The 15,432-nt window shown below is 71.7% G+C and carries 17 protein-coding genes and 1 riboswitch; of the genes, 6 read left to right on the forward strand and 11 right to left on the reverse strand.

The window, feature by feature from the left end; translation table 11 throughout:
- Positions 1-18: 18 nt before the first annotated feature.
- Together AC3CF1_RS29380 and AC3CF1_RS29385 are read right to left on the reverse strand one after the other, a co-directional pair.
- Positions 19-156, reverse strand: a complete 138-nt coding sequence (locus AC3CF1_RS29380; protein WP_185755253.1) for a hypothetical protein — start codon at positions 154-156, stop codon at positions 19-21.
- 32 nt (positions 157-188) lie between these two features.
- Positions 189-300, reverse strand: a riboswitch (SAM riboswitch).
- A gap of 88 nt (positions 301-388) precedes the next feature.
- Entirely contained in the window at positions 389-2,347 is a 1,959-nt protein-coding gene (locus tag AC3CF1_RS29385; protein WP_488451736.1) for an APC family permease, read from the reverse strand.
- A 169-nt stretch (positions 2,348-2,516) separates the two neighbouring features.
- On the opposite strand from AC3CF1_RS29385, the gene corA reads away from it, so the two are divergent.
- Positions 2,517-3,647 carry a magnesium/cobalt transporter CorA gene (gene corA, locus AC3CF1_RS29390; protein WP_488451737.1) on the forward strand — a complete coding sequence of 377 codons (1,131 nt, stop codon included), beginning with the start codon at positions 2,517-2,519 and terminating at the stop codon, positions 3,645-3,647.
- 15 nt (positions 3,648-3,662) lie between these two features.
- Here the strand turns inward: corA and AC3CF1_RS29395 are convergent, their stop codons facing one another.
- Together AC3CF1_RS29395 and AC3CF1_RS29400 are read right to left on the reverse strand one after the other, a co-directional pair.
- Entirely contained in the window at positions 3,663-3,854 is a 192-nt protein-coding gene (locus tag AC3CF1_RS29395; protein WP_141908638.1) for a hypothetical protein, read from the reverse strand.
- A gap of 225 nt (positions 3,855-4,079) precedes the next feature.
- Positions 4,080-4,595, reverse strand: coding sequence for a 2'-5' RNA ligase family protein (locus AC3CF1_RS29400; RefSeq protein ID WP_088947185.1), 516 nt, complete (start codon positions 4,593-4,595; stop codon positions 4,080-4,082).
- A gap of 78 nt (positions 4,596-4,673) precedes the next feature.
- On the opposite strand from AC3CF1_RS29400, the gene AC3CF1_RS29405 reads away from it, so the two are divergent.
- Positions 4,674-5,183 (forward strand): mycothiol transferase, encoded by a 510-nt coding sequence (locus AC3CF1_RS29405; RefSeq protein WP_488451738.1) that lies wholly within the window; start codon positions 4,674-4,676, stop codon positions 5,181-5,183.
- 16 nt (positions 5,184-5,199) lie between these two features.
- Here the strand turns inward: AC3CF1_RS29405 and AC3CF1_RS29410 are convergent, their stop codons facing one another.
- Positions 5,200-6,246, reverse strand: a complete 1,047-nt coding sequence (locus AC3CF1_RS29410) for an NAD(P)-dependent alcohol dehydrogenase (protein WP_210793639.1) — start codon at positions 6,244-6,246, stop codon at positions 5,200-5,202.
- A 169-nt stretch (positions 6,247-6,415) separates the two neighbouring features.
- Here AC3CF1_RS29410 and AC3CF1_RS29415 point away from each other — a divergent pair, with 169 nt between their 5' ends.
- Positions 6,416-6,835, forward strand: coding sequence for an SCP2 sterol-binding domain-containing protein (locus AC3CF1_RS29415; RefSeq protein WP_354980449.1), 420 nt, complete (start codon positions 6,416-6,418; stop codon positions 6,833-6,835).
- The gene (locus tag AC3CF1_RS29420) at positions 6,832-8,892 is read left to right on the forward strand and encodes an amylo-alpha-1,6-glucosidase (protein ID WP_488451739.1); all 2,061 of its coding nucleotides are present in this window, start codon (positions 6,832-6,834) and stop codon (positions 8,890-8,892) included. The genes AC3CF1_RS29415 and AC3CF1_RS29420 overlap by 4 nt, the downstream gene beginning before the upstream one ends.
- 34 nt (positions 8,893-8,926) lie before the next feature.
- Here the strand turns inward: AC3CF1_RS29420 and AC3CF1_RS29425 are convergent, their stop codons facing one another.
- Complete coding sequence (locus tag AC3CF1_RS29425) at positions 8,927-9,430, reverse strand: DinB family protein (protein WP_088947188.1); 504 nt, start codon at positions 9,428-9,430, stop codon at positions 8,927-8,929.
- 153 nt (positions 9,431-9,583) lie between these two features.
- Between AC3CF1_RS29425 and AC3CF1_RS29430 the strand changes: the two genes are divergently transcribed.
- The gene (locus AC3CF1_RS29430; RefSeq protein WP_488451740.1) at positions 9,584-10,504 is read left to right on the forward strand and encodes a DUF72 domain-containing protein; all 921 of its coding nucleotides are present in this window, start codon (positions 9,584-9,586) and stop codon (positions 10,502-10,504) included.
- 25 nt (positions 10,505-10,529) lie between these two features.
- Here the strand turns inward: AC3CF1_RS29430 and AC3CF1_RS29435 are convergent, their stop codons facing one another.
- Positions 10,530-10,970, reverse strand: a complete 441-nt coding sequence (locus AC3CF1_RS29435) for a hypothetical protein (protein ID WP_308159630.1) — start codon at positions 10,968-10,970, stop codon at positions 10,530-10,532.
- Between the two features lie 89 nt (positions 10,971-11,059).
- Positions 11,060-11,689, reverse strand: a complete 630-nt coding sequence (locus AC3CF1_RS29440; protein ID WP_088947191.1) for a hypothetical protein — start codon at positions 11,687-11,689, stop codon at positions 11,060-11,062.
- Positions 11,690-11,885: 196 nt separating this feature from the next.
- Between AC3CF1_RS29440 and AC3CF1_RS29445 the strand changes: the two genes are divergently transcribed.
- Positions 11,886-12,056, forward strand: coding sequence for a hypothetical protein (locus AC3CF1_RS29445; protein ID WP_157743920.1), 171 nt, complete (start codon positions 11,886-11,888; stop codon positions 12,054-12,056).
- A 42-nt stretch (positions 12,057-12,098) separates the two neighbouring features.
- On the opposite strand, the gene AC3CF1_RS29450 is transcribed toward AC3CF1_RS29445, so the two are convergent.
- From AC3CF1_RS29450 to AC3CF1_RS29460, 3 genes are all read right to left on the reverse strand, one after another.
- Positions 12,099-12,962, reverse strand: a complete 864-nt coding sequence (locus tag AC3CF1_RS29450) for an alpha/beta hydrolase family protein (protein WP_210793643.1) — start codon at positions 12,960-12,962, stop codon at positions 12,099-12,101.
- 100 nt (positions 12,963-13,062) lie between these two features.
- On the reverse strand, positions 13,063-14,319 hold the full coding sequence (locus AC3CF1_RS29455; RefSeq protein WP_088947193.1) for an SGNH/GDSL hydrolase family protein: 1,257 nt from the start codon (positions 14,317-14,319) through the stop codon (positions 13,063-13,065).
- Between the two features lie 208 nt (positions 14,320-14,527).
- The gene (locus tag AC3CF1_RS29460) at positions 14,528-15,226 is read right to left on the reverse strand and encodes a hypothetical protein (RefSeq protein WP_088947194.1); all 699 of its coding nucleotides are present in this window, start codon (positions 15,224-15,226) and stop codon (positions 14,528-14,530) included.
- Positions 15,227-15,432: the final 206 nt, after the last annotated feature.

Below are 15,432 nucleotides of genomic sequence, written 5' to 3' on the forward strand. Positions count from 1 at the left end.
GTGCCGGGGCAGGCGGCTCTAGTGCGTGGTGCCGCGACAGGCGGCGCTGCACATTCGCATCATGTCCACGTGCCGTCGCCGGGTCAGTGCCGGCGAGGGCCAACCGGCGCGGAGTTCCGCGACGTCGGTCGGTGGGGCGGTGCTGAGGATGCGCATGGTTCTCCCGGGTCTGTGCTGACCTGGGTGCCAGGCCACGCTTGCACCGACGTCGTGCCGGTGCCTGGTCTTCACCCGGGGCACCCCACCGCGGAGGAGGGTTGCCGGCCAGCGAGCCGGGGCTTCGCGCTGGCGCTCATGACCTGGGCCGAGGCTAGCAGCAGGCACCGGTGGGTCGTCCAGTCGTTATGACCACGCTCACCGCGCGCGACGGGGTGCCCGGCCCCGCAGGTCAGCCGGCGTGCACGTGCGGCCGGCGGCGCGGGTCGGGCTCCTGGCGGCGCAGGATCTCCCGGGTGACCGAGGCGATCGCACCCTGCCCGAACGCCAGGTAGCGCAGGATGTTGCGGCCCGGGCTGCCCTCGCTCCACTCGAAGTAGATGTGTGGGCGTCGCCGGCTCCGGTCGCGGATCTCCAGCAGCAGGGCGGCGAGCGCGGTGGGCACCGAGGAGCTGGCCAGGATGAGCACCGGGAAGCGGTGGTCCGCCATGCTGCCGCGGACCAGCAGCTCGGTTTCGAAGTCCGAGGGGTCGGTGACGTGCACTTCGACGAAGATGACGTCGCTGTCGTCGGGGAAGTCGTTGTCCGCCATGGTCTGTGCCAGCTTGGCGCGGTACTCCGCCACGTCCCGGCGGTCGGGTTCGTGCGCGATGAGGCGGATCCGCCGCCCGGTGCGCTCGTCGATCATCCGGGTCGCGACCGGGTCCAGCTCGACCTGGCTGACCCGCAGCTCGTAGGCCCGGGACAACCGGGAGAGCACCGAGACCACGATGATCGCGCTGATGAAACAGGCCGCGATCTTGACGCCGTCGGGGCGTTCCACCACGTTCGCCACCGTGGTGTAGATGAAGATCACCGCGATGGTTCCGAACGCGATGGTGCGGCCGTGCTGCCGTCGCCGTCTTGCCGCGAGCGTCACCGCCGTCGCCGCCGACGTGATCAACACCAGGACCCCGGTGGCGTACGCGCCGCCCTGCGCGTCCACGCTGGCCTCGAAGAGGATCGTGATCAGGAACGCCACCGCGGTGAAGACCAGCACCAGCGGCCGGACCGCACGCGCCCAGGTGGGTGCCATGCCGTAGCGCGGCAGATACCGGGGTACGAGGTTGAGCAGACCAGCCATCGCCGACGCCCCCGCGAACCAGAGGATCCCGATGGTGGACAGGTCGTAGACGGTGCCGAACACCTCCCCGAGGTGCTCGTGCGCCAGGTAGGCCAGCGCCCGGCCGTTCGCCGGCCCACCCGGCTGGAAGGCCTCCGGCGGGATCAGGACGGTGGTCGTCACGCTGCTGGTGATCAGGAAGACGCTCATGATCACCGCGGCGGTGGTGAGCAGCCGGCGCGCGCCGCGGATCCGGCCCAGCGGGCGCGCCTCGGAGTCCTGCGGGTCGCCTCGTACGCTCGGCATGACGGCCACCCCGGTCTCGAAACCGGACAGCCCCAACGCCAGTTTCGGGAAGACCAGCAACGACAGCCCGACCACCATCCAGGGATCGCCGTGCCCGGTGCTCAGCATGGTCGTCCAGTCCTCGACGGCGCTCGGGTGCGTCACCACCCGCCACAGCGAGTCGACCATCACCACCGCGTTCAGCCCCAGGTAGAGCGCGACCAGGACGACGGCGATCCCGATGGCCTCGGTGAATCCCTTGAGGAACACCGCGCCCAGCAGCGACACGAGCACCAGCGTGACCAGCACCTCGTGTCCCTTGAGCCCGCTGGGCCAGAACGGGTTCTCGTCGATGTGCGCTGTCGCGTCGGCCGCCGAGAGGGTGATGGTGATGATGAAGTCGGTGGCCGCGAAACCGAGCAGCACCAGCACCAGCAACTTGCCCGGCCAGTAGCTCAGCAGGCGTACGAGCATCGCGATGGAACCCTCACCGTGTGGGCTCTCCACCGCCACCCGCCGGTAGACCGGCAGCGCGCCCAGCAGTGTCACCAGCACCAGCACCAGGGTCGCCACCGGTGAGAGCGCCCCGGCGGCCAGGGCCGCGATGCCCGGCTGGTAGCCGAGCGTCGAGAAGTAGTCGACGCCGGTCAGGCACATCACCTTCCACCACGGGTGGTGCCGGTGCTCCGGGGGTCGCCCGTGCGGCCCCGGGTGCTGCACGGGCTGCTCCGAGCCGGTGCCGAGCAGCCACCTGCGCAGCCGGCCCGCGCGTCTGTCGACCTGCACCGGCGCGTCCCCCGTCATCCCGCCCATGGTCACCGTGAGTATCCGCCCGCCGTACGGCGCCCGTCCGCCGGTGCGCGGAACCCAGCCGCCGCCGCGGCGGGTTTCGGGCCCGGGGCAGGGGGGAAGCAGCGCCCCCGGGTCGGCGGGCGTGCGCCGTGCCGGGCGTCGCCGGGGGAGGGGACAGGGCATGGTCGGTGGCCGTCGCTTCCGCCCGGGTGGTGGCTTCGGTCGCCAACTCGACGAGTACGAGACCAGGATCGGCGTGCCGCCGTCCACGGACTCGTCCGCTACGCCGGCCGGCGGGCTGGTGGACAGCGCGGTCTACATCCGAGGCCACCGGTTCGCCTCGCCGTCCGGCCTCGCCGAGACGTACCGCTGCCTGCAGGAGCAGGACGGCGCGATGGCCTGGATCGGTCTGTACCGGCCCGACATCGAGCAGATCACCTCGCTGGCCCGGGAGTTCCGGTTGCACGACCTGGCGGTCGAGGACGCGATCAACGCCCACCAGCGCCCCAAGCTGGAACGGTACGGGGAGACCCTGTTCGTGGTGCTGCGCGCCGCCCGCTACGACGACCTGCGCGAGGAGGTCGAGTTCTCCGAGCTGCACCTGTTCATCGGGCCGGGCTTCGTGGTCACCGTCCGGCACGGCGAGGCACCGGACCTGGCCGCGGTGCGGCGGCGGTTGGAGACCGAGGCGCACATGCTCGCCCGGGGCCCGGAGGCGGTGCTGTACGCGATCCTCGACCAGGTCGTCGACGGGTACGCGCCGGTGGTGGCCGGGCTGGAGAACGACATCGACGAGATCGAGACCGAGGTGTTCGGTGGCGACCCGAACGCGAGCCGGCGCATCTACGGCCTCAGCCGCGAGGTCATCCAGTTCCAGCGGGCCGCCCGCCCCCTGCTCACGGTGCTCGACGCGCTGGCCGACGGCGCCGGCAGCGGCAGCGAGGACGAGGAGCTGCGCCGCTACCTGCGCGACGTGACCGATCACCTGACGCAGGTCGTGGAGCGGGTGGACGGGTTCCGGCACCTGTTGCAGAACATCCTCACCGTCAACGCCACGCTCGTCTCGCAGCAGCAGAACGAGGAGATGCGCAGCCTCACCGCGGCCAGCTACGCGCAGAACGAGGAGCTGAAGAAGGTCTCGTCCTGGGCGGCGATCCTGTTCGCTCCCACGCTCATCGGCACCGTGTACGGGATGAACTTCGTCCACATGCCGGAGTTGAACTGGCGCTTCGGCTACCTGTTCGCGTTGTTGCTGATGCTGTTGGTCTGCGGCACCCTCTACCTGATCTTCAAGCGGCGCGGCTGGCTGTGAGCCGCGCGGCCGGGATCACTCGATGCCGCGCAGGATGTGCCGTTCGTCCTCGACGTCGTCGTCGCCGGCACTGATCCGGCCGAGCAGCACGGCGGCGGCCCAGATCGTCAGTGGCGTGGCCGCCCCGGTCATTCCGCCCCCGGTCCGGTCGTCCCGGGTCTGGCTCCGCTCCGCGCGCGGTGGCCTGCGCTGAGCCTGCATAGGCACTGCCTCTCCTCGTCGAAGCCGCCTCGGCGACACGGGGTGCGCCCGCGCCACCGGCCGGGCCACCCGCGCTCGGGCAGGTCACCACCGGTACGGCATCCATGTCGAACCATCCCACGTCGGGCCGCGTCACCACCGCTTGTTTTCAGTTTCCCGACTGTCGCCCGCCAAACCGGACATTTTGTGGGTGCCTCCCGCGCCCGTCAGGGGCAGACCCCTGGACAGTGCTCAGGGCAGTGGATGGGCGATGCCGCGCGCGTGGTCGGTGAGCGCCGCGCCGACCACGGTCGCGGCCAGCGGCAACACCTCCAGACAGCGCCGCACCGCGGCGGCCATCAGCGCGTTCGGAACCCGCATCGAGAGCGTGCAGTGCGGCACCCAGCGACCCGGCTGGTAGTGCTCGGCCAGCGGGATGCCGGCGGCGGTGAGCCGGTCGGACACCAGGCGCTGGTGGGCCAGCAGCTCCGGGGTGGGCGCCGGGCCGAGCCAGAGCACCCGACCGACGAACTGGCCGGCGTGTTGGAAGTCGAGGCGCAGCGGGGCCGCGACCACAGTCCCGCGCAGCGCCTCGGCGACCTGCTCCGGGTCGAAGCGAGGCGCCACCGCGAGAGAGACGTGCGGTCGGTGGCGCCGCTCCAGCAGCGAACGCATGCTCTGCACGCCCTCGGCCTCCAGCGCGTCCCACAGCACCCGGATGCGGCGGCTGGCGTCCGGGTCCAGATACAACTCCAACGCCGCGACCATTCGATCACCGTAGCGGCCGAGGTTTGAGCACCCGTCTCCGGCGGTACCTGGTGCGAAACCGACCAGGAGGCGTGCCCGGTGGACGTGAGTGACCTGCTGACCGAGACGTACGACCGGCTGCCCGACCTCGTCCGCGCGGCGGTCAACGGGCTCAGCCCGGAGCAACTGCGCCACGAGCCCGGGCCGGGCACCAACTCGATCGGTTGGCTGGTCTGGCACCTCACCCGGGTGCAGGACCACCACGTCGCCGACCTGCTCGACGCCGAGCAGATCTGGGTGAGCGGCGACTGGGCGGGCCGGTTCGGCCTTACCGCCGACCCCGACAACACCGGCTACGGGCACTCGCCCGCGCAGGTCGCCGCAGTGCGACCGGAGAGCGCACAGGCGCTGATCGACTACTACGAGGCGGTCGCGTCGCGTACCGGATCGTTCGTGGCCGGCCTGCGCCCGGCGGACCTGGACCGGGTGGTCGACGAGGCGTGGGACCCGCCGGTCACCCTCGGCGTCCGACTGGTCAGCATCGCCGAGGACGACCTGCAACACGTGGGCCAGGCCGCCTACGTACGCGGCCTGATCAAGGCCGGCTGACCGGGGTCCGCCGGGCTCAGGGCACTATCACCGCCCGGCCGTCCAGTGTGCCGTCGCGCATCTGCCGGTACGCGTCGAGGGCGTCGTCCAGGGCGAAGGTGGTGGTCCTCGGCCGGATCAGGCCACGGGCACCCAGATCGAGCACCTCGACCAGTTCTGGGCGACTGCCCCAGTAGGTGGTCGCGATGCTCACCTCGTACGGCACGGAGAAGAACGACACCGCCACGGTGCCCCCTCCGATGCCCACGATGGTCAGGTCACCGACGGTGCGGGCCGCCGCCACACCGAGCGCCATGGTGGCGTCCGCACCGACGAAGTCCAGCACCACGTCGGCACCCCGACCGCCGGTTGCCTCGCGGATCTCCTCGGCGGCGGTCGGACCCGACATCACGGTGCGGTCGGCGCCGCACTCCTCGGCCAGCCGCAGCGCCTCGGCGCGGGTGTCCACCGCGATGACCCGCGCGGCTGTGGTGGCCTTGAGGATCTGCACGCCCACATGCCCCAGCCCGCCGACCCCGATGACCACTGCCGTGCTGCCCGGCGGCAGCTTCGCCCAGGAGCGCCGGACGGCGTGGTACGGGGTGAGGCCCGCGTCGGTCAGCGGCGCGGCGTCCACCGGATCCAGCCCCTCGGGAAGGGGTACGACGTGCCGGGCGTCCGGGACCAGCTCGAACTCGGCCATGCCGCCGTCCAGTCCAAGGCCGCCACCCCCGCTCGGCACCGGTGCACCGGCAGGGTTCTCGCAGTACGGGTCGACGCCGACCCGGCAGCGGGCGCAGGTGCCACAGCCCCACGGGCCGAAGACGGCTACTGGTTGCCCGACGGACAGCCCGGTCACGCCGTCACCGAGGGCGTGCACCCAGCCAGCGTTCTCGTGGCCGAGGGTGAACGGTGGGTTCCAGGGCATGGCGCCCGGCTCGAAGTCGTCCATCAGGTGCAGGTCGGAATGGCAGGCGCCGGCGCCGCCGATCCGGACCACCACCTGACCCGGCCCGGGCGTCGGATCGGGGACCTCGACCAACTCCGGTTCCGACTTCCACTCCTGCAACCGCAGCGCGCGCATCCGATGCTCCCGTCCGTCCTGACTCTCGGCTGGACCGGTGGCTGCCCGCTCTGCCGCCGCGCAAACGGGCCGAGGCGGGCGCAAGCTCGGTGGCCCTCATCCGATGCGGGTGAACCGGCGTCACCCCGGCGCCGGTGATCCTGCGGAGAACCGTGGGGAGGGGAACCTGATGCGTACGACGGCGGAGCAGTATCTGCGACAGCTGGATTCCGGCCGGCGCCCCGACCTGCCGGAAACGACAGCGGGCACACTGCGCCTGGACGTACGCGCCGACGGCTGCACCGACCACTGGTATCTGACCATCTCCGACCAGCACGTCAACGTGGCCCGCTCGGCCGACGACGCCGAACTGGTGGTCCGGGCGGACCGGTCGGTCGTCGACCAGATGGTCAACGGTGAGCTGCATCCGGGCGCGGCTCTGCTGCGCAACGAGCTGAGCGTGCAGGGCAACATCCAACTGTTGATGCTGCTGCGGCGGATCTTCCCGGGGCCGACCGGTGCCCGCCATCCGCGGGAGCTCGGCCGGGCCGCGTTGGCGCGCCGGGCACCGGGGCGGGACGCGATGGCCACCCGGGAGGCCGGGCGGTGAGGCAGGAACTGCTCCACGTGGTCGCCGGCAGCGTGTTCGCCAACAGCGACGCTCAGGGCGACATGGAGGTCGACCCGCAGCAGCCGGTCGGTCTCTTCGCGTTCGACACCCGCTTCCTGTCCCACTGGGTGCTCAGGATCGACGGCGAGCGGATCAACGCGCTCTCCCGCGACGACATGACGTATTTCGAGACCCGGTTCTTCCTGGTGCCCGGCGCGGCGAGTCACTACGTCGACGCCGACGTCTCGATCATCCGACACCGATCGATCCACGACTGTTTCCACGAGAAGATCACCGTGCTGAACCACTCGGCGCAGCCCGCCGAGTTCACCGTACGGATGGAGATGGGCAGCGACTTCTCCGACATCGCCGAGCTCGGGCTCCGGCAGCGGACCGTCGAGGCCACCGCCGACTCGGCGAACAACCAACTCGTGCTGCGCTATCAGCGGGACCGGTTCGTCCGCCAGACCACAGTGCGAAGCACCCTTCCCGTCGAGGTGGACGAGGGGGGAATGACGTTCCGGATCCGGATCGACGCCGAGGGGCAGTGGGAGACGGACCTGCACGTCGCCATGACCATGGGCGGCGAGGACGGCCAGGACATGCGCGCCCACCTCAAGTCGCACCAGTGGGCCGTGCGGACCGGGATGCGCGAGGACCTGGCGGACTGGATGGACCGGGCGCCGCAGCTGGTGGCCGAGCGCCGCGGGCTGGAGGAGATGTACCGGGGCAGCCTGGCCGACCTGGCGGCGCTGCGGTACAGGCCGTTGTCGTACGACGATCGGGTGCCCGTCGCGGGTCTGCCGTGGACGATGTGGTTGTGCGGACGGCACAGCATCATCACCAGCCTCCAGACGATGGCGTTCACTCCCGAACTGGCCCCCGCGACGCTGCGCATGCTGGCGCTCATGCAGGGCGGTCAGCTCGACGACGACATCGACGAGGAGCCGGGCAAGATCCTGGCCCATCTGCGCTACGGCGAGTCCGGAGCGTTTGGCGACCGGGCGAACGCGCTGTACTACGGCTCGGCGGACACCACCCCGCTCTTCGTCGTCCTGCTCGACGAGTACGAGCGCTGGTCAAGTGACGCGGACCTGGTCCGCGAGCTGCGCCACCCGGCCCGGATGGCGTTGGACTGGATCGACGAGTACGGCGACCTGACCGGGGACGGCTACGTGCGCTACCAGCGTCGCAACGAGCGGTACGGTGCGATCAACCAGGTCTGGAAGGACTCCCCGGAGTCGATCACCGACGCGAACGGCCGGCAACCCGCCTTTCCCCGCGCCACCTGCGAGGTGCAGGGCTACGTCTACGACGCGAAGATGCGCGGCGCCCGGCTGGCCCGGGAGTTCTGGGACGACCCCGCGTACGCCGACCGTCTGGAGCGGGAAGCCGCGGCGCTGAAGGAGCGCTTCAACCGGGACTTCTGGCTGCCGCACCAGGAGTATTACGCGTTGGCCCTCGACCCGTACGGCGAGCCGGCCGATGCGCTGTCATCCAACATCGGGCATCTGCTGTGGAGCGGGATCGTCCCGGACGACCGCGCCGGGGCGATCGCCGAGCACCTGGTCGGGTCGCGGTTGTTCGGCGGTTGGGGGGTGCGCACCTTCGCCACCGGGCAGCGGTCGTACAACCCGATGGGCTCCCACCTGGGCGCCGTGTGGCCGGCGGACAACGCCCTGATCGCCGCCGGGCTGCGCCGCTACGGCTTCGACACCCAGGCAGCCACCATCGCGGCCGCCATCTTCGACATGGCGCAGACCCTCGGTGGGGCGGTGCCGGAGATGATCGCCGGCCACGAGCGTCGGCTGACGAAGTATCCCGTCCAGTTGCCGGCGGCCGGGCGGCCGCAGGCATGGTCGTCGGGTGCGCTGCTGATGCTGCTGAGCACCATGCTGGGGCTGCGACCCACCGGCGACAACCTGCTGGTGAACCCGTCGGTGCCGGCCGGCTTCGGTCGGTTGGACCTGTTGGACATCCCCGGTCGTTGGGGTCACTCCGACGCCTACGCGAGGGACCGGAGCACCGCGCACAGGGCCCGCCTGCGGGAGCGCTGAGACCCGCCGCCGTCGACGCTCAACGGCGCCCCGGTCAGCCCATGGTCCTGGCGCCGTCGATCGACTCCCGCAGGATGTCGGCGTGCCCCGCATGCTGGGACGTCTCGGCGATCAGGTGCAGCAGCACCCGACGAACCGTCCAACTCGCGCCCGGCTCGAACCACGGCGCCTGCGGCAGTGGGTGTGCCGCGTCCAGGTCGAGGGTGGCGACCAGCTCGTCGGTCTGGGCAGCCACCCCCTGGAATCGCTCGACGAGCCCGGCCAGGGTCTCGCCCGGCTCCATCCGGAACTGACCGACCCAGTCGACGGCCTCGCGCTCCATCGCCTCCGCGCCGCCCACGGCGAAGAGCATCCAGCGGTGCTCGATGCCGGCAACGTGCTTGACGAGGCCACCGAGGCTGAGCGCGCTGACCGTGGGACAGGTGGCCGCCTGCTCGTCGGTGAGCCCGTCGACGGTCTGCAGGAGGAAACCGCGATGCCTGCGCAGACTCTGCAACAGGTCGGCCCGCTCACCGGTGAGCTGCTCCGTGCTGGTCATGCCGCCACCCTTCGTCGCTGTGCGCTCGACACCCGAAATCTCATCCGGTGTCACCGTAGGACGAGGCACCGACACTTCCCGGGCGCGACACCGGGGCGACGCGCGACCCGCCAGCGGTTGCCGATCCGCGCCGGCGGCCGTCCACTGAATGACATGGGTGTAATCAAGGTGGGCACGTCGTCCTGGGCGGACCAGTCGCTGCTGCGCTCGGGGTGGTACCCGCGCTCGGCCAACACACCGGCCCGTCGACTGGGCTTCTACGCCGGCCGGTTCCCGTTGGTCGAGGTGGACACGTCCTACTACGCCGTCCCGGTGCCCGAGACCACGCAGGGCTGGGTCGACGCCACCCCGGACGACTTCACCTTCGACGTCAAGGCGTTCAGCCTCTTCACCGGCCACCCGACGCCGGTCGCCGCGCTGCCCCGGGACCTGCGCCCGGCGGGTGGCCCGAGCCGGATCCGCCGCCGGGACCTGCCGCCGGAGGCGTACGACGAGTTGTGGACCCGGTTTCGCGCGGCCCTCGACCCGATGGCGGCGGCCGGCAAGCTGGGTGTGGTGCTGTTGCAGTTCCCGCCGTGGCTGGCCCGCGGCGTCGCGGCCGAACGCCGGATCGTCGAGCTGGCGCAGCGCTGCCGGCCGTGGCGGGTCGGCGTGGAGTTGCGGAACCGGTCCTGGTTCGACGGTCCGGCCGCGGCGGAGACCCTGGACCTGCTGCGCGCGCACGAACTGTCCCTGGTCTGCGTCGACATGCCGCAGGGGCATCCGTCGTCGGTGCCACCGATCCTCACCACGACGGCGGAGCCGGCGATCGTCCGGTTCCACGGCCACAGTGCGGCCTGGCGGGACGGCGACAAGCAGGAGAAGTTCCGGTACGCGTACGCCGAGGACGAGCTTCGGCACTGGGCCGGTCTGCTGGCCGAGCTGGCCACCGAGGCCGACGACCTGCACGTGCTGTTCAACAACTGCTGCGCCGGGCAGTCCCAACGCGACGCCACCCGGCTGGCGCAACTGCTCGCCGAGACGATGATCGCCGATCAGGCTGTCCCGGCCCGGGCGGCGTCGCCCACCGGTTGACGAATCGGGAAGGCCGGCGTTCGGGTCAGGAGCGCCGGCCCCGGGCACGGAACGCGTCCTGCGTCGACTCGCCGATGTCCGCGTCGTCGGGGAAGGTCCGGCCGCTGGGCGCCGGGTCCGGTGGGGCACCCGGACCGGCCATCGTCGTGCGGGTCGGCTCCACCGAACCGAAGCCGTGCCGTCCCGCCGGATCGGACGGCCCCGCCGGGGCACCCGCGCGTCGCTCTCCGCGCCGTCCCTCGGGCACGGCGGTCTCCTCGCTGCCCTCGTCCATCGGTGAATCCTCGTCCGTGCCCCAGGGCGCGTCGGCGTCGAAGCCGTCGCTGGTGCCCCACGGCTTCACCGCCTCCGGCTCCTGCCGGTCGTTGTCGCCGCTGCGTGCCTCGTACGCCGCCATGGCCACCCCGCTCGTCGGTCCGCCGCTGCCGGCGGACGGTGTGCCGTCCCCGCCCACCGTCGTCGCCACCTGGCCTGCGCGGCGCGTCGATGAGCCTGCGTAGGGCCAGCCAGCGCCCCGCCGTCGAGGTGGCGGCGGGACGCCGGCCGGCCCGACGTTCAGCGTCCGGCCATCGCCATCGGCCGCTTGCCGTTGCTCATCCCCGCCATCTTGATCATGGTCTTCGAGGCGCTCTTCATCCCGCCGCCCCGGCCGAGCATCCCCCGGAACACCTGCCCGGGCTTCTGCTGCTCGCCCATGTACGCGGTGACCACCACCAGGGTCCCGGTCAGTGCCGGAATGGCCCACTGGAGCAGCTTCATCTGCCGCTGCGAGGAGGCCACACTGGCCGGAGTCTGGTGGTTCGGTTCGGTGGCGCCGCTCACCGACGGGCCACCCGCCTTCTCCAACCGCATGCCGAGCAACCGGCTGTAACCGGTCACCGCGAGGGCCCCGATCGTCAACGCGGTCTTGATGACGCTCGTCCGGGCGACGCCGGACTGGGCCGCCACCCGTGGGCTCTCCGTCACCAGCTCGCCCACCGCGCCGGCCAGGTGTGCGCCGATCGCCGCCGCGTTGACGGGGGTCCACCTGGACCATCCCGCCGAGGCGACCGGGAGTCGCTGGGTCGAGTCGCTGATTTTCGCCGCTGCGCCGTTGACACCGAAGGCACCCATGAGGGAGCCGCCAAACCAGGCCGCCAGGCCCAGATCGTGCATCGAGCGCAGTGCGGTATGCCGTTCGGACATGTGATCCCCTTCCGCCGTGTCGGGCGCTGCGGCTTACCCGCCGGTCGGGCGGCTAACCCCGCCCCGTGCGGGCCGATCCACCCCGTACCGGGCAGCCAGGGGACGTTGGGGGCGCCGCTGGGCCGTATCGCGCAAGCAGGAGTCGTCCGCGCGGTGGCGGGTAGATCCCGAGCGACGCCGACGAGAGGGGAACGCGATGTCGCAGCCGGACGAGAGCCGGGAGAAGACCCCCAAGACAGACGCTGTGCTCATGCACCCGGACAACGACCCGCACAAGAACACCGCAGAGGTCGCGCCGCGCAAGGATCACGCGGCGATCCAGGTGGAGCGCGACGATGAGTTGGTGCCACTGGAGCGGGACGAGTGAGTCGGCCGGCCGGGCCGTCGCACGGCGACCGGCCGGTACGACTCAGCGTGGCGGCAGGTCGCCGGCGAACTCGGCGACCCGCCGCGCCAGCGGTGCGCCCGCGCGGACCCAGGTGAAGTGGTCCAGCGGCGCGCCGGCCTGGGCCACTGTGTAGCGCTCCCGGGTCACCGGGGCCGTGGCGAGCTTCTCGCAGAGGTTGTCCACGGTCTCGTGGGGGGTGAACTGGTCGTCGTCCACACTGACGGCCAGCACCGGTGTCCGCACCGCGCGTACCGCCGCCTCGGTGTCCGTGCCGTTGAGCCGGGGGAACCGGCCGGTGCGCGCGGTGTACGCCCAGTCGCGGATCACGCCGCGCGCCTGCCGGCCGCCGAACCCCCAGCCCGGCCACACGCCGAGCAGCGCCGTGGTGGCGGCGATCCCCTGGGTGTACGGCAGCACGCCGAGGCCGCGCCGACCCGGATAGTTTCGCCAGTACGGGATGCCGACAGCGATCAGCGCCAGCCCGTCCACCTCGTCGCCGCCGTGCAGGGCGAGGTGCAGCAGGGCGGCCTGCCCACCGAGCGAGTGCCCGACCAGCAACCGGGTGCGTCCGTCCAGTCGTGGCTTGAGCGCGGCCAGCACGGCGCCGACGTCGGCGGCCAGCTCCGGGTAGCCGTACCGGTCGGCCCGGCTCGGCGTGGGGGTGCTCGCCCCGGTGCCACGCAGGTCGGCGACGACCACGGCCAGCCCGGCGGCGCGCAGCTCGGCGGCGAAGGGCCGGTAGTAACGGGCGCGGACGCCCATCGCGGGCCAGATCACGGCCACCGGCGCATCCGTCACACCGGTCGGCTCCGGATAGACCTGCACACCCAGCCGACCACCGTCGACCTCGACGAACTCCTGCGCGTACTCCGGATCCCCGTTCACCGGCCCAGCCTACGGCCTGACGTTACTGGCGGGTAGCCGCAGGTGGTCGGACACGACGGAGGCCCCGCCGATCGGCGGGGCCTCCGGGATGGCGATGCGGTCAGGAGACGGAGATCGTCCCGTTGCCGGCGCGGACGCAGGCCACCGACCGGGCGCTGGTGGAGGCCGCGCCGCTCAGGCACTGGCCGAGCACCTGGTGCCCGGTCGCGTTCGGGTGCCACGACTCCTGGCAGGTCTGGAAGTAGCTGACGCAGGTGTTGGCGATCCGCTGGATGGCGATCTTGTCCTTGCCGGCGAGGCTGGTGACGAACGTGCCGGTCGCGCCGTCCTGGAGCCGGATCGGCGTGGCGAGCGAGCCCGTCGGGCTGCTCGTCTGCTCACAGAGCCGGGCGCCGTTGAAGGCCTGCTGCACGTTCAGGTACACCAGGTCGTCGCCGGGGAACTCGGCCGCCAGAGTGTCCCGGGTGGACTTCACGATGGTGCCCAGAGCCTGCGAGAAGCGGTGCCCCGGGGCCAGGCTGGCCCGGTGGATCGGGCAACCGGCCGCGTACCGCTCGGCACCCAGGTCGCGGAACTTGTCGCGGGTGTCGTCCCGGCTGTCCTCCTCGTGGAACTGCGGGTTCAGGTCCAGCGGCAACGGGTTCGTGTAGTCCTGGAACACCACCCGGTGCTGTCCGTCCGCGTCCACCTGGTCCAGGGTGGTCAGCAGCTGGCGTACGGCGGCGGTGGTCTCCGCGGTCGCGGCGCTGATCTGCGCTGCGGTGGCCAGGTCGGCGTCGCTGCACGGCTTCTGCTCCACCGGGCCACCCAGGTACGCCCAGAACTCCCACCAGCCGGTCCACGCGTCGGCGATGAACCGGTTGGCGCACTTCTCCGCGACGCTGCCGAACGTGAACGAGCTGTTGTTGGACCCAAGGCCGATCAGCACCAGGTCGATGTCCTGGGTCTGCGCGACGGCGCGGAGCTGGTCGATCTGCGCGGCCACCGTGCGGCCCTTCTCCCGGGCGGCGGAGGCGGTGGCGATGTCGCGTGGCTGGCCGCCGGAGCAGGCCAGGTTGAACCGGTTCTGGATGCCCGGCAGGTTGGCCTTGTTGAGCGAGGCGTTCGCCGACCGGTGGCAGAAGAACGCGTTGTTGTTGGCCGCTGTCCAGCCCGGGAAGCCCTGGGCGACCCCGTTGACGTCGACCACCGGGGTGTACGCCCCGGCGCCCTCGCCGCTGATGAAGCTGTCCCCGAGTGCCACCGCGGCGGTGGGCAGCGCGGCGGACGCGGGTGCGGGCAGCGCGACGGCTGTCGACAGCGCGGCCATGGCGATCGTGAGTCCCGCGGCGAGCGCGGTACGGCGGAACCTGGGCATGGGGCCCCCATCCATCGAAAGATGAAAGATTCTCTGAGGGCGCGATCAGATCACCCCTGTGCGACGGGCGTCAATGGCCCGTAACAGAATCGTTCGATGAAAGACATGCGCGCGTAGACGTACCGTGCGCCTCGCCGAGGCGGACCAGCACTTCCGGATGACGGTGGCCGTCGACCACGCCGGCCTTCGCCGGGGTGGCCGCGCCGAGCTACCTGCCGCTCAGATCGCCGCCGCGCTTGAGCACGGCCGCGCCGACGGCGTTCAGACCGACACCCCAGAGCAGCAGTACGCACAACCACTGCGCCCACCGCAGCACTGTCATGTCCCCCGAGAGCAGGTTGCGGACACTGCCGAGCGGGGTGAGCCACGGCTGCGCCGGACGCAGGGCGTCCACGGCGCCCAACAGCCCGAAAAGGCCCAGCGGCAGGACGATCGTGGCGAGGAACGCGACCACCGTCGACCGCAGCAGCAGACCCAGCCCGGTGCCGACCAGGCCGGCGACGACCTGCACCAGCACGCTGCCCACAGCGACCGTGCCGGCGTGCCGCCACGGCTCGTCGGCGACCTCGGCCGGGGAGAGCGCCAGCGTCGCCGCGCAGATCAGCACCCCGACGACACCGATGACCACGGCCGGCAGCACCACCGCGAGCACGCTGGGCAGGACCGGGGCGGAGCCGGGCGCCCGGCGCAGGTCGCGCACCAGCAGGATGCCGAAGAGCGGCGTCACGACCGACATCAGGCTCTGGACCGTCTCCGAGAGCGCCGCGAACGTCCGGTCGGCGGGAGCCGCCGCCGCCACCAGCGCCACCGCGTACAGCACACCCGCCAGCAGGGTGCCCACGAGCAGCCATCTCCGAGCGCGGGTGCCGAGGGAGCGTCGCAGGGCGTCACGTGTCGTCTCGTCCATCCCGGTCGCCTCCCGACGAATGCCCTCGACCAGCCGCGATCATGAGAGCGTACCGACGCCGGTGCCTCTGCGTGGTCCCGTGATCACCCGCAGGCTGTTCCCTCGCTCACGTCCGGAGGCTCCCGCGCGGCGGGTCGCGCGGGCCCTCCGGGAGTTGTCCTAGCCTCGGGCTAGGCTCGCTGCGGCGCGCCACGCCGGCTGATGTC

It is taken from the genome of Micromonospora sp. MGP-C2, assembly GCF_057766525.1.